We start from the raw sequence: 20,187 nt of genomic DNA on the forward strand, positions 1-20,187 counted from the left end.
TAGATCGATATTGCATCTAGTCCCTCTTAAGGGGCAGAACGCCGGCTGGCACACGTTGTATTCAGATAGCTCCTCGGCCCTTGTCCTCGTTGCGGCTATGCCGCAGGCCCTCACCCATTGTGGTGCAGGGGTTCAATGGCGAGTTCGTGGGTTTGCACTTCTCATCGCAAACCAGGCCAACTGGCTCGCGGCGCTAGGCAGCGGAAACTCAATGAGATCGAGGTGCTGTTGTCGTGGCGGCGACCGCTTTGCCATCGCCCTCCCTTCACGGACTTGAATACGAATTCAGGCGCGCGAGCAAAGCCTCAATGGTGGCCTGTCGGCCATCGGAGAATTCGACGAAAGCAGCTAAACGTATCCGTTCTTGCGAACATGGCCATGGCAACAACCTTCCCCAATTTTGCGACTCCATGGTCCGAGTTCGCCGGCGAGGGAAAGAATTATGATCTTTATCGGCCAGGCTACCCCAGCGAGGTTGCCAAGCTCATCGTGGATCACACTGTTCGTTACCGCCTGGATGGCGCCATTGTGGATGTTGGAAGCGGCACAGGCATTTTTACAAGGGTGCTCGCGACCGCGGCCCAGGGGCAACGCTCCATTATCGGCCTCGAACCGAACGCCGACATGATTCATGGTGCGGTTCGATCGACGCCGGACGAATTGAACATCGAATTCCGAATGGCACCAGCCGAGCGGTTACCCTTTCCGGACTGTTGTGTCTCTGCCATCGCGGCAGCGACAGCAGCTCATCGATTTGACAGGCCGGCGTTCTACAATGAAGTCGCGCGCATATTGGTTCCGGGCGGTCTCTTGGCGCTTGTCCACAATCGGCATCGGTACTCGGACAGTCGCGCACTGTCAGAATATCACGATTTCGTCGAACAGTGCATTCCGGAGTACCGCAAGGGGACTTTTACCTCCGCAGCCGGGACGTACTCCACGATCGATTTCTACAGTGAGCTCGAACCTGACCTCAGATTCGAGGACGTAAAGGTGCGACAATGGAAATGGGATTTTGATACGAGCCTTCCACATTTTCTCGCACTGAGTTTCTCCTCCAGCCTCATCCAACGGTCGGCTGTGATGATCGGGCAACAAGCCGTCACCAAAAAGCTGACCGAATTATTTGAGCATTACGCGCAGGACGGTCTTCTGCGTCAACCGCACGTTACCGAGGTGACTTTTGCGACAAGGCGGTAACCTGGTTATCCCCTTGATCAAATAGATCGAGATTGGCAATGTCGACGCATCTTGGCGCTGTCGAGTTGAGGTACTGTCTCCCTTCGTCTGATAGGCTGTTATTCAGCCGCAAAGACCATTTGCGCGAGGGCGCCGCGTAAGGGATGATGCGGGCGCCCTCGTCGATAGCGGAGCAATGAGGATTAAAGCTCAGAGCGTGCTTGCCGATTTGAGCCGTTCCTGCCGGCTTTGGTGATGAGCGGCAATGGCCTCCTTCCGCCTGCGGCTTTCGGCAACCATCGCCTCATAGAATTCAACAGCATCTGGATCAAAGTCGCGGCTCGGGCGAGGTTCGGCGACAAAATTCCGATACTTATCGGTCCCGCGAACCAGGGTCGCACTGTCTTTGTACCCGCTGGTCTGGCTGACATGCGCTGCGACATATCTAATGGTGATCCCTAGCCGGCGTGTGTCGGAGAAGTTCGGTTTGGAACCATGGATGAGCATCGTGTGATGAAGGGAGATTTGGCCGGGCCGAAGCTCCAAATCGACGGCGTCCGCTTCATCGACCTTGACTTCGACATCCTGGCCACGGCTCAATAGATTGTTTTTATCGTCCGTGTCTCTATGCGGCAATTGCCCCTGGTGATGGCTGCCAGGAATGACCCGCATACACCCGTTGTTCCGGTTGCTGGGCGTTAATGCGATCCAGGCCGTAACTACGCTTGGTTCGGAGAGCCCCCAATACGTCCCATCCTGATGCCAGCTGACAAAGCTCGGATCGTGCGGTTTCTTATCAAAGTGGCCGGTTGCCCATGCCATGATGTCGGGCCCCAGAACGTCTTCAACCGCGTCCAGAACATTCGAGTTCCTCATAAGATCATTCAGCCACATCATCAAAAGATGCGGCTTTATCTTCGATCGCGCCCACAGATTCGGCTCCCGACTTTCGAGATCTTCCATGCGCGCCAAGAACTCGTTGGCCTCCTCTGCCGACAGAGCGTCAATCGGACAAACGAACCCCTTGGAACGATATTGTTGAACCTGCGCTTCACTCAATATTTTTGGCATTTTCTCTCCTGGGTAGGTCGTTTCACGTCGATTGACGTGAGAAGGAATGAGGCGACCAGCAGAACTGGTGGCCGATGTCGGTTCGAATCCAAAAGCGGGCCGAGTCCGACGAACGAAGGGGTCTATGGCCTCGTCTAAGATGGTTGGAATTGCTGCGCTAGACGACGTTATATTGAAGAGGACGGCGAATAACCGAAGCTCGGAATTTATGCGTCTATCCTGCGGGAGATCAGCGATAGCTCACGCGTTGAGCAGTTTGCGGGTCTGCTCGGCCATCGTAGCGAGCGCGGCTTTTGGCTGAATCCGATGCACAAGTACCAGCCTCATCAGCTCAGTCATCATGTCGGTGATCTTGACCGCGTTGTCACTCGAGAACGAGACCTGATCTGTGGTGATTGCCAACTGATCAAGGACCGCCGCGTGATAGGGATTGATGACGAGGTACTGGTTACGGAATGCCGGATCCTTAAGCGCCATCAGGTTGACGGGCAGATAGCCAGTGTGCCGGGCAAGAATCATCTGGCCCTCCGGCCCGGCGGCGAAGCGCAAGAATGCCCACAGCGCCTTCTGCCGCTCCCAGTCTTTGGTAAACATCATGAAGCCATGGGCAGCACCGACCAGCTGGCCCCCGGTGGCGGGAACTGGCAACTGGCCGACTTTCAGCTCGAACCGCCCGTGGGCTGCCTTGGCGACCGATGTGATACCACTTGCCGAGCGGACAAGGATGCCGCAGGCGCCGGCGTTGAACGCTTGGCGCGCCTGTTCGCGGGTCATATTGACAGTGCTCGCCTCTCCGAATCGCCACACAACCTCTAACGCCCTCAAGCCTTCAGCCGTATCAAAGGCTATCTCGCTCAAATCGGACTTCATCATTCGCCCGCCAAATGTGGCGATGAGGTTCTGAAACATCCAGGCGTTGGAGGCGTCGTACTCGACAAAGCCACCATTAATCGTTCGGTCAAGTGCTGCAACTTTCGCGCCGAGAGCGATGATGTCCTCCCAGGTCGAGGGCAGGCTGGGCGAGGTGTATCCAACTCGGTTTAGGAGATCCATGTTGTAGTAAATGACGGGAATCGTCGTGCCGAATGGCATGGCGTGGATGTCTCCACCCGCCGACACGGCTTCCAAGAGCGCGCTAGACAGGCCGAGCTCGGCGAAGACCGTGCTTCCGCCAGCAACGGAATCAAAAGGCTGCGCGTAGCCGCGCCTCGCGAGCAATGGCGCGTAGGTCAGTGACTGCCATGTGCCGTCAGGAAGATCGCTGATCAAACCGTCGCGCAGTGTGGCCTGGAGCAAGGGATCCCAGTTTTCGCCTTTGGCTACGAAGTCTATAACGATCTCGGGATTGGCAGAGGTGAACCGGCTGGCAAGTTCACCAAGCATTTTCTGGTAGGTGCCGATCGGGGTGCTGATCTTCAATATTAGCTTACGGCCAGCGGCGCGCGCCGAGTGCAAAGCCCCAATGCCGATTGCCGCGGTGCCCCCGACAAGAATATCTCTGCGTCTCAATGGCATAAGCATCTCCAGCGCTACTTCACCGCTCCCCCGGTCATCCCTTCAACAAACCATTTCTGTGCGGCAAGGAAGGCGATCACGAGGGGCAGCACGACAAGGGTAGAGGCGGCCATGAGGGGCCCATAGTCGTTGCCGGCCTCTTCGTTCCTGAACGCCATGATGCCGACCGGGGGCGGCATCAGGGACTGGTCGCGCACCGCTATGAGCGGCCAGAACAGATCGTTCCAATGGCTGACAAGCGAGAAGATGGAGAAGGCGATGACGGCTGGCAGCGCCATCGGTACCATGATCCTCCAGACGATGGCGAATTCAGAAACACCGTCGAGCCGCGCCGCATGCACGAGGTCATCTGGAATGGTCTTGAAGAACTGACGAAACAGAAAGATACCAAACGGCGAGACCATATAAGGGAAGATAAGCGCTGCGTAGGTATCCAGTATCCCGAGCTGATGACCCAGAGCAAAGAGCGGTAGCGCTAGCACTTGGTGCGGTAGCAGCAGTCCCACCAACACCATGCCGAAGAGAAGGCCGCGTCCAGGAAAGCGAAGTTTCGCCAGCGCATAGGCACAAGGTGCGCAAACGAGGATCTGCGACAGCAGAATCATTGCACAGACGAGGACACCATTGCCCATATAGCGCAGCAGTGATGTCTCGCTTAGCGCTTCGGTATAGTTTTCGACGGCATATAGCTTGTCGGGCCAGAAGGAAAAGGACGCCCGAAAGATCTCTCCCGGCGGCTTGATCGACAGCGACAGCATCCACACGAAGGGCAGGAGAATGAGCGTTCCCGTCGTGAGCAGCACCGCGTGTCGAAGGAGGGCCACCGACAGCGACAAGCGGCTCGGAGAAATAGCGGCGTTCATTGGTAGTGCACCTTGGTGTCCATGAAGCGGACCTGAACGAGGGTCAGGGTTATTACGATGGCGAGGAATAGGACCGCGACGGCAGCCCCATATCCCGTGCGCAGATACTCGAAGCTTTCGCGGTAGAGCGTGTAGAGCAGAACTTCGGAGGCATGACCGGGGCCGCCTTGAGTGAGCACCTTTACGGTGTCAAAGGCCTCGAATGCACGTAGCGCCACGACGATGACAACGAACATCGTGACCGGCCCAAGCATCGGCAGGGTGACAGTGCGCAACCGATCAATCCAAAGGTCAGCGCCGTCGACATCGGCGGCATTGTACAGCTCCTGCGGGATGCTCTTCAGACCGGCAAGAAACAACACCATTGCGTAGCCAAGGTTCTGCCAGATGCCGATCACGGCGAGTATTGGAAGAGCCATATTCTCATCACGCAGCCAGTTGGCAGTCGGCAGCCCGATCGCGGCGAGCGCCTGGTTGACGAGACCAATTGTCGGATGCAACAGCGCTTCCCAGGCGATCGCCATCGCGGTGAGCGTCGCCATGAAGGGCAGGAAATGGACGGCGCGATAGAGGCCGCGGCAGGACCGTCCGCCTTCGATGACAAGCGCGATCATAAGACCGAGGACGACAGTTCCGGGAACGACGATCAAAACGTAGACAGCAGTGTTGACGAGCGAGGCCCGAAAACCCACGTCCGCGCAGACCTCGCGGAAGTTCGAAAGGCCGACAAAAGAAAGAGACGTCGCTCCGAACTGCCAATCGGTCAACGCGACGACGAAGACGGCAGCAACCGGCAGGAAGAACAGTACAACCAGCAAAAAGACCGCGGGCCCAGCCAGCGCCAAGGCCGCTAGCGCTTCCGCAAGGGCGCGCCTGCGAGCCAGCGGAATAGCTGACAACGGCACTTCGATCGGCGTGGATCGCTTGTCCGAAGCTTCGGATAGAGCAAGAGGCCCGCTCATCCCGCAACCTCTCGGAACGGGGTGACCGCTCCCTTAGAAGAATCCCTATCCCGCCGTAAGCGTCGTCCATCCCGCGTGAACAAAAGAATGCGCTCCGGTCTCACCCCAACATGCAAGGTCTGACCGGGAACAATATGCGGCGCCCGTTCAGCGAGCAGCCTTGCGATCAAGGGCTGGTCGATGCCGGCCAGATCAAGGTAAACGAAGAGATCTGACCCCATATGCTCGATCATTCGCGCGGAACCCGTCAGCGTCCCCTGCCCGCCGCGCTCAGCGAGACAAAAAGCCTCCGGGCGAATGCCGAGCGAGAGCGGCGTACCTGTGATTGCATCGGCCTCGATGGTAAGCGTCGACCCGGCTACGTCGATGAGGCCGCGTTCGCGTACCACGCCGTCGAGCATATTGATCTTGGGCGACCCAATGAACTCTGCAACACGTCGATTGTCGGGATCGGCGTAGATGTCTTGCGGCGGAGCGACCTGCAGCAACTCGCCGTCGAGCATCACCGCTACCCGGTCCGAAAGGGTCATGGCTTCGGCCTGGTCATGCGTGACATAGACGAAGGTGACCCCAAGCCTCCGGTGCAATTCCTTGATCTCGGCGCGCATCTGAACACGCAGTTTGGCGTCCAGGTTGGATAGCGGCTCGTCCATCAGGAAGACGGCCGGATGGCGCACCATCGCGCGACCGACCGCGACCCGCTGGCGCTGGCCACCTGAGAGCTGCCCCGGCTTGCGCGGCAACAGGTGGCCGATACCGAGCGATTTTGCGGTACGAGAGACTTCCATATCGATGTCCGCGGTGATCTGGCCGGTTCCTGGCAGCAGACGACCGAGAACGGGAAGCCTCTGTAAGGCAGAGAGTCGGCGCATCCGCAGCGGCAATGCCATGTTCGATGCGACGCTCATGTGGGGATAGAGTGCATAGGACTGGAACACCATCGCGATATCCCGCCGCTTTGGCCGCAGTCCGTCCACCACGCGTTCGCCGATCCGGACCGAGCCCGCATCCTGCACCTCAAGTCCCGCCAGGATTCGGAGCAACGTCGATTTCCCACAGCCCGAGGGCCCCAGTAGCGTCAGGAACTCACCGTCGGCTGTCGACAGTGAAACGTTGCGCAGGACAGGCGCCTGGCCGTAGTCCTTACGAATATTTTCGATCGAAACCGATGCCACCGCGCTACTTCCCCACCAGCATGAAATTCTTCGCGCACGCACGACGAGGAGATCGTCTATCCCCTCAAGCCCCGGCTGAGCTTCAAGACCCTCAGTGCTACAGCTGGATGACGCCGATCGAATAATTCGATACAAAGCCCAGCTATATGCGATGGCGCGCGGTACTCCAGAGGTCAAAGCGAACGCTCAAGACTTAGCGCGCCCGCTTAGTGATCGCGCCGCACGGGAACAGAGCCGGCCACGCGCTGCACCGATCCTCAGCGCCGATCGCGGCTAGGATACAGCGCAACTTTGCGCTACCGAACGTGCCGCGCTGCGTCTCCCCGGTCCCGCTGCTCGTTCTCTCCTGGACTAAAGGGTGTCCACGTGTCCGCGCCGCATCAGCACAAAGACCAACCAACCTTGCACGTCTTCTGCCGGATGACGCGCGCCTCTGGCCGTCCCTGGTGACACCACGCGAGGCATCGCAACTTCCGATCATTTCATTCAACAAACGCGACGGTTAGTTTGTTGGCCACTTTGCAAGCGAGTAGAAGCCGTCGGGAATTCATATCGAAGTCCGTAGGTGCTCCATTTTGTCTCTCGTTGCAGAACGGCTCAGACTTGTCCGCCCCTCTGAAACCAAGGCCATGACGGCGCGCGCGGCCGAGCTGCGCGACCGGGGTTTCGATGTGATCACACTCAGTCAGGGTGAGCCGGACTTCGAGACGCCGACTGCGATCCGCGACGCCGGTATCCAGGCAATCCGCGACGGAAAGACGAAATACACGCCGGTGGCCGGCATCAAGCCGCTGCGCGAGGCAATCCAGAAGAGCCTGGACCGCGATCACGAGCTTGCTTACGGGATCGACCAGATCACGGTTGGTTGTGGCGCCAAGCAGGTCATTTTCAACGCCCTGTTCGCCAGCCTTGATGCAGGCGACGAGGTGGTGATACCGACCCCGTGCTGGGTTTCCTATCCCGATATGGTGGCACTCGCTGGCGGCAAGGCGGTCCTCGTCGACTGCGATGAATGCCACGGATTCAAGCTGCGTCCTGAGGCATTGGAAGCGGCGATCACGCCTCGCACGAAGTGGCTGATGCTGAACTCGCCCTGCAATCCGACCGGAGCGGTTTACAGCCGAAGCGAGTTGCAGGCGCTCGCCGCCGTGCTGCGCCGCCATTCCCATGTCCACGTGCTGTCCGACGATATCTATGAAAAACTCACCTATAACATCGACTTCGCCACAATGGCTGCGGTGGCACCGGACCTCTACGACCGCACATTGACGGTCAATGGCGTCTCCAAGGCCGACGCAATGACGGGCTGGCGCGTCGGTTATGGCGCAGGGCCTCTGCCGCTGATCAAGGCCATGAACCTGATCCAGGGCCAGACCTCTTCACATACCAGCTCGATCTCGCAATATGCCGCGATCGAGGCGCTGTCCGGCGGACGGAAGCATATCGATGAATTTGCGAGCGCCTTCCTGCAGCGTCGCGATCTTGTGGTCGCCAAGCTCAACCAGGCCGAGGGACTTTCGTGCCGGGTGCCGGATGGTGCCTTCTACGTTTTCCCTTCCTGCGCGGGGGTTATCGGCAAGCGCACACCGAATCGCAAGGTGATCGAAACCGACACCGATTTTGCGATGTATTTGCTCGATGCGTTCGCCGTGGCCGTTGTACCCGGCAGCGGCTTCATGGCCTCGCCCTACATCCGCATTTCCTACGCTTCGTCGCTCGCGGACCTTACCCGCGCCTGCGACCGTATCATCGCTGCCTGCGCCACCCTGTCCTGAAGGATCTCCCGTGTCCCCTGCCAAACGCTTGCGCGGCCGCATGCTCGAGACTGGCCTCGTCCACGTCATGGCCGCGCATAGCCCGCTTTCTGCAATTCTCGCAGAGGAAGCCGGATTTGATGGTATATGGGCTTCCGGCTTCGAGCTGTCGGCGCTTTACGGCCTGCCAGACATGAGCCTGATCTCGATGACACAGCATCTCGACATGCTGCGGGCGATCGGGGGACGCACGAGGCTGCCAATTGTCGCCGACATCGATACGGGCTACGGCAATGCGATCAACGTGATCCATGCGATCGGCGAATACGAACGCGCCGGCGCTAGCGCCGTTGTCATCGAGGACAAGACTTTTCCAAAGGTGACGAGCCTTGTTGCCGATGGACGTCAGGAACTGTTGCGGATTGAGGAGTTCCAAGGGAAGATCGAGGCCGCCGTTGCGACAAGACGGGACCCGGACTTTCTCATCATTGCCCGCACCGAAGCTTTGATTGCAGGGCTCGGCGAAGCGGAAGCCGTGCATCGGGCGCGTGCCTATGTAAAGGCTGGCGCGGACATGATCCTGGTCCATTCGAAAAAGAAGGATCCTTCTGAGATCGAAAGCTTTTCGCGTGCGTGGACGGAATCGGTGCCGCTGGTCATTGTGCCGAATGCCTACCCGGATCTCGATGCGAGGCGCGTTAAGGCGCTCGGCAATATCCGCATGATGATCTACGGCAACTACGGCATCCGAGCTGCCGCAACCTGTATGCAGGAGACATTCCGCCGGATCATCGTCGACGGCGGTGTCCAGAATGTCCATAAGGACATTCTGCCAGTGGACGAGATTTTCAGACTTCAGAAGACGCACGAGGTTAAGGCGACTGAAGCTCGCTTCCTTCGCTGAACGCTTCGCGGCGCGCCATGCGGGCGCGATCTGAGCGCCCGAAGCATACCCTCATTTGAATCTTCGGCACTGCCCTTGCGCCAAGGAAGAAGGATGGAAGCCCTGACACACGATGCCGTCGGATTGCCTCACCTGCCGAGAGGACTCAGGTCGCGGCGCCGTGGTGAGAGAATTGAGATAACTAACGATCGTACGGGCAACAAAGAGCCGAAGCGCAACAAACTCCGGCCAAGCTTCCCAATTTCGTCTCAAGTCCGCAACTACTCACGCCCGAAGCCTCCGCGCGTCCGGCATGTCCCGGGTGCGTCGGCGATCTTTGTCAATGGGCACTAACAAAGATGTACAAGCTCATACTCTACCATTGCAAGTGCATTCGACACTGACTACCTCCGATTGCCAGTCACTCAGACCAGACTCGGGAGCAAGAACATTGGCTGATTATTTTGAGATCGATTTTTTGGATGTTGAAGCCAAAAGTAGCGGCGACGCGATTTGCGTCCGCTATGAGCTGAACGGTCAGACTTTCATTCATGTCGTTGATGGCGGCTATCAATCAACTGGAGAGAAAGTCGTCAACTTCATAAACAAGTACTATGGCAACCCCAAGCGAATCGACCACGTCGTCGCAACACACAACGACGGCGATCACGCCGGAGGTTTGCAACGGGTTCTGGAAGATTTTGAAGTCGGCGCGCTTTGGATGTTGCGACCATGGACTTATGCGGCGGAACTTCTCCCCCGGTTCAAGCGCTACAAAACAGTCGAAGGACTGGAGAAAGCCCTAAAGGAAGCGTATTCAAATCTGGCGACACTCGAAGAGATTGCTCTTCGCAGGAAGATCAAAATCTATGAGCCCTTTCAGGGAGCTACGGTTGGCGCTTTTCAGGTCATGGCCCCGACACGCTCACGCTTTCTAGACCTCGTTGTTTCCTCGGAGAAGACGCCGGATGAAAAGGGCCTCCTCGAAACCGCACGCGACGCTGTTGTGCGTGTAGTGAAAGAGGCCGCTGCGCTTGTTAAGGCGGCTTGGGGCGACGAATATTTTCCCGCTGGTGAAACAAGCAACGAAAATGAGATGAGCGTTGTCCAATATGCTTACCTGAACAAGAGCAAAATCTTGCTGACCGCAGATACCGGGCGCGGTGGCCTTCAGGAGGTCATCGATTACGCGCCCCTGGCGGGATTGGTATTGCCTGGCATCAATCGGTTTCAAGTTCCGCACCATGGCGGTCGGCACAACGTTACGACCGAATTGCTAGACAAGATCCTGGGTGAAAGGAAAGCGACGCAGGACGGCAAGACGACCTTCAGCGCAATTATTAGCTCGGCCAAAGCCGATGAGGACCATCCCCGCAAATCCGTTGTCCGAGCTATGCATCATCGTGGAGCCCAAGTCATCTCAACCGAAGGCTCGAACAAACGAACTTCGGCGAACGCACCAGACCGGGATGATTATAGCCCTGCCGAGGGCCTGCCATATCCAGAGGAACAGGAAGACTGAGATTGGTAGCGATCACAGATCTGTTCGACAGTTATGCCCGGCAGGCCAGGTTATTTCCCGGCCTGCTGATGGTTTTCCCGCCATTGATGACTGTGTTAGCCTGGTTCCCACAGCTCCTTCTTTCCAATGTTGGAACGACTCTTCTTACAATCGCGGTGTCTTGCGGGCTACTTTACGCACTGGGATCGTGGGCACGCACCCGTGGCAAGAACATCGAGGCGGGCCTGCTTAAACAGTGGGGTGGATGGCCGACGACCCTCAAGCTTCGACATGCCGGTCCTTTAGATCCGCTAACATTGGTGCGATATCATGACTTTCTGAGGCGGAGCGTTCCCCATTGGCAGGCACCCACGCCTGACGAGGAAAAGGCAAATCCGGCGAAGGCTGACGCTACCTATGGCTCAGCGGTGATCTGGCTGAAGGAAAGGACCCGCAAGGGCTTTCCACTCATTGATAAGGAAAATGCCCAATACGGATTCCGGCGTAATCTTCTCGGTATGCGCCCGATTGGTATTGTCGCCTGCGCACTCGCTGCCGGCGCTTCCATTCTTGCGATCTATGCGCAGACGACTCAATTCACAACAGCCGCGATCTGGGCTGCCTCCTCAGCGCAAAGACCTGAAGTGTGGGCTGCGACCGGCATAGATCTCGTGGCGCTGATGGCGTGGCTTGGTGTGGTCAACGAACAATGGGTGCGGCAGGCAGCCAACCAATATGCGGATGCATTACTTGCCGCTTGTGACCAACTGACTGCCAGGAGATAGGCCGCGTCGCACAACCTCGCCGGCTCGTGTCCTTAGGGAAGCAGCGACCGCATGCGTTGGGCTTGTCCTGTGCTCGCCTCGAACAATTCAGCGAGAAACGGACTGCTCTTGTATCTAAACCGCTCATAACTTCTCAAGTGGGCTATTCCAGTCCGGCCTTCGAGACCAACTTGTTGCGCCGAAGTTTGCAGTGAATAGCGGGTCTCGATCCGCAAGACGACCCTAGCGTTGTTGCCGATGAGCGTCAGGAATTGTTACGGAGTGAGGAATTCCAAGGGAAGATCGAGGCGGCCGTTGCGAAACGGGACCCGGACTTTCTCATGATTACCGGCACCGAAGCCTTGATTGCAAGACTCGGTGAAGCAGAAGCACTGCGTCGGGCGCAAGCCTTTGTAGAGGCTAGCGCGGACATGATACTGATTCATTCGAAAACGATCATTGCGAGGTCGAAAGCTTTGTGCGTGCTTGGACGGAATAGATGCCGCTGGTCATCGTGCCGGATCTTAACGCCGAGCGGCTCGAGGGCGCTGCGCAACGTCCGCATGATGATCTATGGTAACTACGGCATTCGCGGTTCTGCCACTGCCATGCAGGAGACCCTCCGTCGAATCGTAACAGACAGCGGCGTCCGACATGTAGGCAAGGACACCCTACCGCTCGGAGGAAATCTTCAGACTTCAAAGGGGATGAGGCCAAAGTAGCCGGAGCCTGCTTGCCTCGCTGACCTCTTCCCAACGAACAAGACGTTAAAGACTATACCTCGACTCCGCCCAGACATCTTCACGCCGTTAGGAACGCCTGAGCGGCGGCCTAGCACTCCAGCAAGTCGCGCAGATCCGACGCGAGGGCAGTGATGGCGCCGCGCATCGGCGCTTAGTACCTCGAAAAGCCGCCGACAGCGGTTGTGCGTCCAACCGTACGAACCGCACAAAAATTGCGGATTTTGTGCGTGAAACCCGCTTGATAAGCGGCAAACCTGACGTACGCATCGAATAATGTGATACAGCATCCATGCTTGGCAACGGCCCCCGTGGCAAGTAGCCGCCAGTCCAAGAGCTACCGGAGCAGAAGATGGCTGCCGAATATGATGAGGTGCCCCTCAATGCGGTCCGGGCTTTTGTGACCATTGCGCGAGAGGGAAGTGTAACGCGCGCGGCCAACACATTGGGAATAACCCAGAGCTCGGTCAGCCGCTATTTGGCTGTGTTGCAGGAGTATCTCGGCACAGATCTCGTGGAACGGCGAGGCCGACGGAGCCAGTTGACAGAGTTTGGGAGACTTTTCGCGAACACCGTCGCCGAACCGCTTGATACGATCTGCTTCACCGCCAAGAGAATGCAGCGCCGGAATCGATCGGACGCCAACCGGATTGTGGTGCGCACGTCTCTTTCGACCTTCGCTTATTCCGTCCTCATTCCTAATCTCCAGGCATTCTCTGCGGAGATGGATGGCGTCATCGTCGACGTGATCAGTTCATTGTCTCCGCCAACATCTTCCGACAATTTCGATATCTTGATTACCCGAGATCTCTCCGTCGTTGAGCCGGCCGACGATTGGGAAATCTACAATGAGACCCTCGTATGCGTAGGCTCTCCAGGTCACGTCGCGGGAAAAACGCTGTCGGTTGCGCGTTCAATGCCACTTCTGAACATCACATCCCGGCCTGACATAATGCCCACATGGCTGAGGGCGATGAACCTGACCGCAAGAGATATAAAGTCGGGGGCGCGATACGATCACAATTACCTTGCCCTGCCGGCCGTCATAACGGGAAAATGCCTCCTGGTTGCGCCGGAAATCATTGTCGGCGATCTCGTGCGCGCGGGAGCACTGCACGTGATACCAGGATCCCGCGCGCCAAGCGGTATGCAGTATCGGGCCTATGCGGTCGATCGTAGCGACAATCCCGAAATCGCTCGCGCCTTCTGCCGCTGGGTCGCTCGGCTCTGTAAGAAGGCAGCAATCGCGGAAGCCGCCTAACGTCGCATCATGATAAACACAGACACCGTAGCTCAACGTGGTCGAAGCTGATCGTTCAAGCGGACGAATCCTCCAATCAGCCTTCCCCTTTACTCTTCCGCAGTCGCGAAAATCGAACTGAAGGTAATGCCCAAAGGAAAACGCGCAATGATGCCCTCACCGCTTACCAGCGAGGCGGCACTGTCGGGGCCGCCGTTGCAACTAACCAATCAGCCAAATGCTTAGGACTTATCGTACTTGCCTTTCCGCTTATGACGGAGCAATGCGCGATAACCGCCACGGATGAGACGCAGCCCCTTCTTGACCAGGCGAATGATCCGGCTGCGAACATCGCTTGTTTTCCATCCTCGATCGGGAATGCGACGCGCGCCGAACAGGCCTGCCGCGATGTCGCGATAGCTGTTTCCTTGCAGCCATCCATCTGCGGCGCGCAGTGCAAGGATGAGCCGATGCTTGGTCTGGATCGGCAGTGCACGTGGGGACGGCCCGAGAGGGCGCTGGTCGAGCGCTCGCCAAAAGCGCTGTGCCGCCTGCGAACGAATGTCGAAATCGCGGTCGAGCGGCAGATCGATGACAATCACTGAGCGGCTGGATGGCAGTTCTCTCAGCCAAAGGCGGTGCTTCGCTCCTCCCAACGGCACGATGGCGTGCCATCCATCTGGCGCCCGACGGAGCTCGCTGCGCGATAGTTTGCCGAGATCCAGATCGTACCGTTTTGAGGACCTCAAACCGATAGCCGGGCGGACAGGCAGCACGGTCGACAGCGCCTCGGGCGCCCAGAATATGGCTTGTTTGTCGAACGCCGTTTGCGGATCCGTGGCGAAACGAAAGCCCCCACTTTCCTCTGAAGTGATCCATCCGCGCGGCGGATCGTTCGCTGCTGGTCAGCATCTCATAATCTCTTTCATACTCAAGGTCGCGACGCAGACATTCCCAGGCAAGGTCCTCCGTTTCTGCCGTCTTGGCGTCAGGATATGCTTGCTTCGATCTCCAGTCAGCTGCTGCCATCGTACTTTCTTCCCCGCACGTTTATGCATGGAAATTGCAGCCCCACGATTGTGACGATTTCTGGTTGTGCCAATGCATTTGTTCAATATTGATGTGCTCCGTCGATGGAACAATCAATTTTTACGATCAGAACTCGATAGAAATCACGTCCGCTTCAAGTGCGTCGCCTATTCACTCTTTGGCCAACCTCGTCGCAGGAGATGACGATAGCCGTGACGCGCCATCCATTTGGCGCGAGCCAAATGAGTGTCGAAAGCACGGCGCGCGCGATCCGGCTCAAGGACCGGATCAACATCGAGCACAATGCGCGCGACTTCGCGCCAATCTGCATTATCCGCCTGTGCATCGAGAAGGCGCAGGTAGGTAACGACGTGCTGCTCATCGTATGACGTAAGCTCGGGCGCGCTGGGCGCGACATCTGCGATCTTCGGATCGGCCGACACTGCCTGGAACTCCTAGCAACTCTATAGAATCTGAGCGACGGTAGCCCGCCTCACGGCATCGTGGTACCGGATTGATTGCCGCAGTCTACAAAATGTTTCCTCGCAGAAACATCGACTGGCGGCGGCTATCGGATATCTGGGGGCCTCGTTCCGTCGCTTGTCTCGATTTCGCTCGCTCTGACCTTTGCGGGTGTTGATTTGACCGTGTCCATATCGCTTGGAGCGCGATGAGCAGATTGCGTCCTGCAACCCCTTGCTCGCTCGTTGCCTGCAAGTAGAAATCGAAGCGTGTGGTTTGGCTGACACACTTGTTGCCTCCACTCGCCGGCCGATGATGGCAGCTCGGTGTGATCGGCCGGCGAGAACTTTTTTCTCGATTTCGAACTCCACGTGAGAAAGTTCGCTGATTGGTCGCGCCGCCCTGAAGAAAGCCGCGGTAGTCCCGGTTAGCCATGCATTTTGCGGCCGAACGGCTGACGAACCGTTCGCGAGCGTGCACTGGCCGAGATCCGGATCGATATGCAGCACGGTCCGATCAACCTCTTTCCAGTCAGCGTCGGCGGCTTCCGGATCGAGAAGTCGCCGGCAGGTCACCAGATGCCACGCGCCACGGCGCGACAGCACCGAACTAACCGAACAAGGATCAGCAACGGTTCAGTGGTAGCGTCCGGACGATCTTACGCGCGCGCAACAGAGCGGCGTAGTTCCGGTTCACAACGAGCGTGAGACGTCATTTTGTTAAGTATATCGAGGTGCAGTATATCGAGCAAGCAGCATCCTTTCCTGCATGGACTTGCGGGAAACATTCGCCACGAATTTGCGCCGTCTGCGCAATGCGAGGGGATGGTCACAGGACGAGCTTGCCTTCGAGGCAAAGATAAGCCGGGGCTATTTGAGCGAGCTTGAAACGGCCGAGCACTTCGTCAGCATCAGAATCATAGGTCGCCTTGCCGACAAGCTCGACGTTGAGCCTGCTGAGTTCCTTAAAGGCCCTGCCAAAAGGAGTTAGCTAGACCCATCCCAATATTCGGTCGTGCTCTCAATTCATTCTTTGGCTACCATAGCCGTTGAATGCTGGTCCGGTAGGTCATTTCCGATGACTTGGCGCATGTGCAGCAGACCGACGCAATTCCGGTTCAAAATGTGCATGAGACGACGTTTTGTAAAGTATATCGAGGTGCAGTATGTCGGGCAAACGGCTTTCTGTCCCGCATGGATTTGCGGGAGACATTTGCCACTAATTTGCGCCGTCTGCGCAATAAGAGGAGATGGTCCCAGGACGAACTTGCCTTCGAGGCCGAGATCAGCAGGAGCTATTTGAGCAAGCTCGAAAAGGGCACGTACTACGTCAGTATCAAAATCATAGGGCGTCTCGCCGACAAGCTCGATGTTGAGCCTGCCGAGTTTCTGAAACGGCCAGCAAAGAACGCTGCCAAGTAGGCGCATCCTGACACGCGTCTTGCTTCCATTCCATTCTTCTCATCTCTTGGTAACCCTTGAATGCCGGCCTAGCTCTAGCAGGGTGTTGAGCAAGTCTATGAACGGCGCGCGATGAATGGGATGTTGTCGCCGTTGAGGAGGCAGATCTCCTCTTCGAGTGAGCCGTCATTTTGCAGTTCGGCCCAACCATCACCCCTGGCTCCATTTCGTCGCTTCCTTGCCAGCCGAACTCAACGGCATCGCCCTGTCGATCATGGCAAGCGCAATCTCCCGTTCGGCGGTGCCCGTCGCTTGGCTCACCCCACCCAGAACAGCCAAACCATTGCAGTTCTCCATCCAAGCATTGCCCATATAGCTCAGCTTGGCTGACTGGCCGTCCCCCTTCTTGTAAAGCCGTGCCTCAGGATCAGTCGTACTCGCATGGGTCTCGTTGGATCGCTTCTCATTGTGGAAGCTGCGCTCGGCGTTGCGTCCCGGACTATCCTCATCTTTGTCGCTGCCGTCCTTCTTTCGAAGCTCTTGATCGAAGCCCAGGCTTCAATCAGCGTACCATCCACCGAGCAGTGATCGCTCGATAGCAGACGCTTGACCTTCGGCTGCGCCAAAAGCGCGTTCCGGAACCTGGCCGCAATCTCGCCTTTGACCGGAACCGGAGCCAACGTCAGCAACGTGGATCTCATCGGCATAGATTCGTTCGCCCTGCTCGATCTTCTCCAGAACATAGTCGGCCAGAGGCTGCGCTGATCGATGCGGCTCCATCACAAATACATCGCGACCATCCGAGCGACTCCACAGTCGGGACGATAGCTGTCTGCTCAATCCGGATGTCGCTCCAGACGAATTTGTCATCGGCGTGGCCTGATTGCGTTTTGGCTTCGCTTTGGTTCGTATCCCTGTCGAAAGCGAAGCGCCGGATCTAATCCGGGGAGCCAGCTTTGCGACGCGTCCATTCCCCGCTGCAGAAATGCCAGCGGCAAGGCCCTCGATCCTGCTTGCACAGTGCTATGCGACAGGACCCGTCAAACTTTGGGCTTTGTCTCGGAAAATTTCCTCGTATTTTCCACCCTCGAGGATTTCCTGCGCGGAGTGGTCGCCGCGCGGTGAAATTCATCTCAGGCTGGAGATGGTCATGCAATACGACCGGATAGATGCACGCATTCTCGAGATCGTGCAAAAGAATAACCGTCTGACTTCAGATGTGATCGGCGAGATGGCCGGGCTTTCTCCGACTGCATGCCAACGACGATTAAAAAGGCTCCGCTCGGAAGGCATTATCCAGGCCGATGTATCGGTTGTATCGCCGAGAGCCGTTGGGCGACCTATTCAAGTGCTTGCACTGGTGACCCTGGAGCGGGAAAGCGCCGATATCATCGATAGATACAAAAAGGCCATCAAATCACAACCGACGTCGCCAATGGCTTTTATGTCACGGGCGATGCCGACTTCGTCTTGTACATTACCGCCCGATCCATGGAGGAGTACGAGGAGTTCACGCGCCGTTTCTTCTACGAAAATCGTGACATCAAGGGGTTCAAAACGATGGTCATATTGGACCGCGTCAAGGTAGGCTTTGCTGTTCCAGTTGAGCTTCCCTCTGACGATTGATCCGACTGGTGCTGGCGTCCCCCCCACGCCGATCGAGGACATCGACTTGGCTGATTCTCGCGTGGTCCTTGACGATCTGGATCAGAAGCAGAACGCCGCTCATCAGAGCTACACCCTTGGCTCGGCGGGTACTCGCCTTGCTTGACTATGCGAAGCATACGTGAAGCTTCCTTTGTCATGCCGGGATCTCCCCGTTCGGTACCTACATAGGTCCCGATCACACCCAGACCGGTCGCAGGCCGGGGTCGCCTCACGGTAGGGACGAGCTTAGAAAATCAAATATGCGGCGTCGGTTGTCCGAGCTGGTGCACCACTTCTGTGCTCGGCTAGCTGAAATTCATCGAAGACGGGGCCCGCAACGCTGGATTTGAGCGTCGATGCAATGCTCGTTGCATCAATCAAGATGAGGAAGTTGCTACAGTTGTAATCACGTTCTCGTTACGGTCAGCGCGCAGGCTAGCAAAAGCGCCTTGCCAGGAGAGGGACCATGACCGATCACGTGCCTGCCGTCTTGAAAGCGCTGGACTGCCCCACAGAAGGAGCCCCCAAGCAGTTGCCCGGCAGACGGCCGGTGCTTCACCGTTGTGTTGCGGCGCATCCTGCGAAGCGGACCTTTGTAAAGAATGTGATCTTGGCGCGCCTTTCTGTGCAACACCTTGCGGGAATCGGGGAGTGCCTTGAGCCGATCGTCTTGAAAGAGCGGATGGTTCTGCAAGAACCAAAAAAGCCGGTCGAGCACGTCTACTTTATAGAAACAGGCCTCGTCTCGCTGAGAATTGTTGCCGCGGGAAGCATGCTTGAAACGGCAGTCATAGGATACCGGGGCGCGGCTGGCGCTTCGTTTTTGTGGGGAGGACATTTTTCAGCGCACCAATCCGTGGTCCTATTCCCCGGAAGCGCGCACAGAATTCGGGTGGATGATTTGCGCCGCATAATGAAGACGCATCCAGAGGTCCGCGACCTTCTGTTTGAGTACGTTCAAGCGCTGACATTCCAGTGCGTTCAGACAGGATTGTGCGGAGTTCGGCACCATCGTGAACAACGGCTTGCGAGCTGGCTCTGTCTTGCGAGTGAAGCTGTTGACGCCCGCGTGCTGCCAGTCACCCATGATTACCTTTCTTCAGTGCTGGGGCTGCGCCGCGCAGGGGTCACGGGAACGTTGATCCGCTTCGAAAAGCAAGGACTTATTCGCAAGATGCGCGGGGTCTTACAGATCGACGATCCCAAATCGCTCGAAGAAAAGGCATGCTGTTGCTACAAACTCGTTTCAGCTGCCTATGCCTTGTCATCAGTGCGTCCCCTCAGCGAAGAACAGGCGAGTTAACAACTCCCAAGCTGCGTTCTGCATCACCTGCTCTGGCCATGTATCGTGAGACGCAGATGAAGCAGATTCGAGGGCTCGCTGAGTAGTTCATATGAGCGCGCGACGGAGGCTTATCACGAGGCCTGTTCTTGTCTGCGGTATGATTTAAAAGCGGGGACGTGCCCATCTTGAGAACTTTCAGGAGGGCGCGGTCGAACTCCGGCGAACTTTCTTGCACGCCCATCGGGGCCTTGGCTACCGGCCTGCGGCCACCTTGATGACCTAGGCTGGCCGACGAGGTGAGCATCACCTAAGCTTATTGAGCCAGACCGAAACATCCTTCGAAACTACTCAAGACTAAGCTGCGTGAGCTGTCGCTGGTTTTCCGAGGCTGCGACGGGTGAGCAACAACTAACCGTTCCCGAACGGTTCTTTGAGAATTGTCAAAAGGTATTGGGGTTTCGACCCGCCATCATCGCGGGATCGGCTTGAACGATCAGTTTTTCTCGTGTTTTTAGAAACTACGCTGCCCAACCTGTTTATCTTCAGTTCCGGCAAGCACAGCCAATATATTGCGCAATCACCGGTCCGTTGGATTGTGGTGAGGCGCTGAATGGTACGCAAAACACTATGCACGAGGCGCGTACTCATGCGAGCTTGACCGTCGCCCACGCAACGGACCCGTGGCCATGCCAACCAACATCTACACCGAAGTCATGT

The 20,187-nt window shown here is 57.3% G+C and carries 17 protein-coding genes and 3 pseudogenes; 11 read left to right on the plus strand and 9 right to left on the minus strand.

Annotation, left to right across the window (positions count from 1 at the left end; genetic code table 11):
• The first annotated feature begins 378 nt into the window (after window positions 1-378).
• A complete protein-coding gene (locus ACVMB0_RS37780) occupies window positions 379-1,200 on the plus strand; it encodes a class I SAM-dependent methyltransferase (RefSeq protein WP_461349509.1) in 822 nt (273 codons plus the stop codon).
• Window positions 1,201-1,389: 189 nt separating this feature from the next.
• Here ACVMB0_RS37780 and ACVMB0_RS37785 read toward each other — a convergent pair whose 3' ends face one another.
• The 5 genes from ACVMB0_RS37785 to ACVMB0_RS37805 all read right to left on the minus strand — a co-directional run bounded on the left by ACVMB0_RS37785 (window position 1,390) and on the right by ACVMB0_RS37805 (window position 6,765).
• Window positions 1,390-2,250 carry a phytanoyl-CoA dioxygenase family protein gene (locus ACVMB0_RS37785; RefSeq protein WP_461349510.1) on the minus strand — a complete coding sequence of 287 codons (861 nt, stop codon included), beginning with the start codon at window positions 2,248-2,250 and terminating at the stop codon, window positions 1,390-1,392.
• A 240-nt stretch (window positions 2,251-2,490) separates the two neighbouring features.
• Window positions 2,491-3,669, minus strand: a complete 1,179-nt coding sequence (locus ACVMB0_RS37790; protein ID WP_461349511.1) for an extracellular solute-binding protein — start codon at window positions 3,667-3,669, stop codon at window positions 2,491-2,493.
• Between the two features lie 110 nt (window positions 3,670-3,779).
• Complete coding sequence (locus ACVMB0_RS37795) at window positions 3,780-4,628, minus strand: carbohydrate ABC transporter permease (protein WP_461349512.1); 849 nt, start codon at window positions 4,626-4,628, stop codon at window positions 3,780-3,782.
• Complete coding sequence (locus ACVMB0_RS37800) at window positions 4,625-5,590, minus strand: carbohydrate ABC transporter permease (protein WP_461349513.1); 966 nt, start codon at window positions 5,588-5,590, stop codon at window positions 4,625-4,627. Before ACVMB0_RS37800 ends, ACVMB0_RS37795 begins: the two co-directional genes overlap by 4 nt.
• A complete protein-coding gene (locus tag ACVMB0_RS37805) occupies window positions 5,587-6,765 on the minus strand; it encodes an ABC transporter ATP-binding protein (protein ID WP_461349514.1) in 1,179 nt (392 codons plus the stop codon). Before ACVMB0_RS37805 ends, ACVMB0_RS37800 begins: the two co-directional genes overlap by 4 nt.
• Before the next feature lie 575 nt (window positions 6,766-7,340).
• On the opposite strand from ACVMB0_RS37805, the gene ACVMB0_RS37810 reads away from it, so the two are divergent.
• From ACVMB0_RS37810 to ACVMB0_RS37835, 6 genes are all read left to right on the plus strand, one after another.
• A complete protein-coding gene (locus tag ACVMB0_RS37810) occupies window positions 7,341-8,540 on the plus strand; it encodes a pyridoxal phosphate-dependent aminotransferase (RefSeq protein ID WP_461349515.1) in 1,200 nt (399 codons plus the stop codon).
• 10 nt (window positions 8,541-8,550) lie between these two features.
• Window positions 8,551-9,423 carry an isocitrate lyase/phosphoenolpyruvate mutase family protein gene (locus tag ACVMB0_RS37815; RefSeq protein WP_461349516.1) on the plus strand — a complete coding sequence of 291 codons (873 nt, stop codon included), beginning with the start codon at window positions 8,551-8,553 and terminating at the stop codon, window positions 9,421-9,423.
• Between the two features lie 430 nt (window positions 9,424-9,853).
• Window positions 9,854-10,924: a ComEC/Rec2 family competence protein gene (locus ACVMB0_RS37820; protein WP_461349517.1), complete on the plus strand. Its 1,071-nt coding sequence runs from the start codon at window positions 9,854-9,856 to the stop codon at window positions 10,922-10,924.
• A 2-nt stretch (window positions 10,925-10,926) separates the two neighbouring features.
• Window positions 10,927-11,688, plus strand: coding sequence for a hypothetical protein (locus tag ACVMB0_RS37825; protein ID WP_461349518.1), 762 nt, complete (start codon window positions 10,927-10,929; stop codon window positions 11,686-11,688).
• A 251-nt stretch (window positions 11,689-11,939) separates the two neighbouring features.
• Window positions 11,940-12,389 carry a hypothetical protein gene (locus tag ACVMB0_RS37830; protein ID WP_461349519.1) on the plus strand — a complete coding sequence of 150 codons (450 nt, stop codon included), beginning with the start codon at window positions 11,940-11,942 and terminating at the stop codon, window positions 12,387-12,389.
• Between the two features lie 370 nt (window positions 12,390-12,759).
• On the plus strand, window positions 12,760-13,668 hold the full coding sequence (locus ACVMB0_RS37835) for a LysR family transcriptional regulator (RefSeq protein WP_461349520.1): 909 nt from the start codon (window positions 12,760-12,762) through the stop codon (window positions 13,666-13,668).
• A gap of 221 nt (window positions 13,669-13,889) precedes the next feature.
• On the opposite strand, the gene ACVMB0_RS37840 is transcribed toward ACVMB0_RS37835, so the two are convergent.
• The 3 genes and pseudogenes from ACVMB0_RS37840 to ACVMB0_RS37850 form a co-directional block, all read right to left on the minus strand.
• Window positions 13,890-14,249, minus strand: a complete 360-nt coding sequence (locus tag ACVMB0_RS37840; protein WP_461349521.1) for a DUF2285 domain-containing protein — start codon at window positions 14,247-14,249, stop codon at window positions 13,890-13,892.
• 250 nt (window positions 14,250-14,499) lie between these two features.
• Window positions 14,500-14,676: pseudogene (locus ACVMB0_RS37845) on the minus strand (transcriptional regulator domain-containing protein); the annotation flags it as partial.
• A 167-nt stretch (window positions 14,677-14,843) separates the two neighbouring features.
• Window positions 14,844-15,119 carry a DNA -binding domain-containing protein gene (locus ACVMB0_RS37850; RefSeq protein WP_461349522.1) on the minus strand — a complete coding sequence of 92 codons (276 nt, stop codon included), beginning with the start codon at window positions 15,117-15,119 and terminating at the stop codon, window positions 14,844-14,846.
• 787 nt (window positions 15,120-15,906) lie between these two features.
• On the opposite strand from ACVMB0_RS37850, the gene ACVMB0_RS37855 reads away from it, so the two are divergent.
• Together ACVMB0_RS37855 and ACVMB0_RS37860 are read left to right on the plus strand one after the other, a co-directional pair.
• A complete protein-coding gene (locus tag ACVMB0_RS37855; RefSeq protein ID WP_461349523.1) occupies window positions 15,907-16,128 on the plus strand; it encodes a helix-turn-helix domain-containing protein in 222 nt (73 codons plus the stop codon).
• 101 nt (window positions 16,129-16,229) lie between these two features.
• Complete coding sequence (locus tag ACVMB0_RS37860; RefSeq protein ID WP_461349524.1) at window positions 16,230-16,559, plus strand: helix-turn-helix domain-containing protein; 330 nt, start codon at window positions 16,230-16,232, stop codon at window positions 16,557-16,559.
• 246 nt (window positions 16,560-16,805) lie between these two features.
• Here the strand turns inward: ACVMB0_RS37860 and ACVMB0_RS37865 are convergent.
• Window positions 16,806-17,197, minus strand: a pseudogene (locus tag ACVMB0_RS37865) (IS5/IS1182 family transposase); the annotation flags it as partial.
• 491 nt (window positions 17,198-17,688) lie between these two features.
• On the opposite strand from ACVMB0_RS37865, the pseudogene ACVMB0_RS37870 reads away from it, so the two are divergent.
• Together ACVMB0_RS37870 and ACVMB0_RS37875 are read left to right on the plus strand one after the other, a co-directional pair.
• Window positions 17,689-18,164, plus strand: a pseudogene (locus tag ACVMB0_RS37870) (Lrp/AsnC family transcriptional regulator).
• A 487-nt stretch (window positions 18,165-18,651) separates the two neighbouring features.
• Complete coding sequence (locus ACVMB0_RS37875; RefSeq protein ID WP_461349525.1) at window positions 18,652-19,488, plus strand: Crp/Fnr family transcriptional regulator; 837 nt, start codon at window positions 18,652-18,654, stop codon at window positions 19,486-19,488.
• Window positions 19,489-20,187: the final 699 nt, after the last annotated feature.

It is taken from the genome of Bradyrhizobium sp. USDA 4451, assembly GCF_054822585.1.

Excerpts from the sequence above, each read along its gene's own strand:
- ACVMB0_RS37780 (WP_461349509.1), top strand. The coding sequence starts at position 379 with ATGGCAACAACCTTCCCCAATTTTGCGACTCCATGGTCCGAGTTCGCC.
- ACVMB0_RS37785 (WP_461349510.1), bottom strand. The coding sequence starts at position 2,250 with ATGCCAAAAATATTGAGTGAAGCGCAGGTTCAACAATATCGTTCCAAG.
- ACVMB0_RS37795 (WP_461349512.1), bottom strand. The coding sequence starts at position 4,628 with ATGAACGCCGCTATTTCTCCGAGCCGCTTGTCGCTGTCGGTGGCCCTC.
- ACVMB0_RS37800 (WP_461349513.1), bottom strand. The coding sequence starts at position 5,590 with ATGAGCGGGCCTCTTGCTCTATCCGAAGCTTCGGACAAGCGATCCACG.
- ACVMB0_RS37835 (WP_461349520.1), top strand. The coding sequence starts at position 12,760 with ATGGCTGCCGAATATGATGAGGTGCCCCTCAATGCGGTCCGGGCTTTT.
- ACVMB0_RS37855 (WP_461349523.1), top strand. The coding sequence starts at position 15,907 with ATGGACTTGCGGGAAACATTCGCCACGAATTTGCGCCGTCTGCGCAAT.
- ACVMB0_RS37875 (WP_461349525.1), top strand. The coding sequence starts at position 18,652 with ATGACCGATCACGTGCCTGCCGTCTTGAAAGCGCTGGACTGCCCCACA.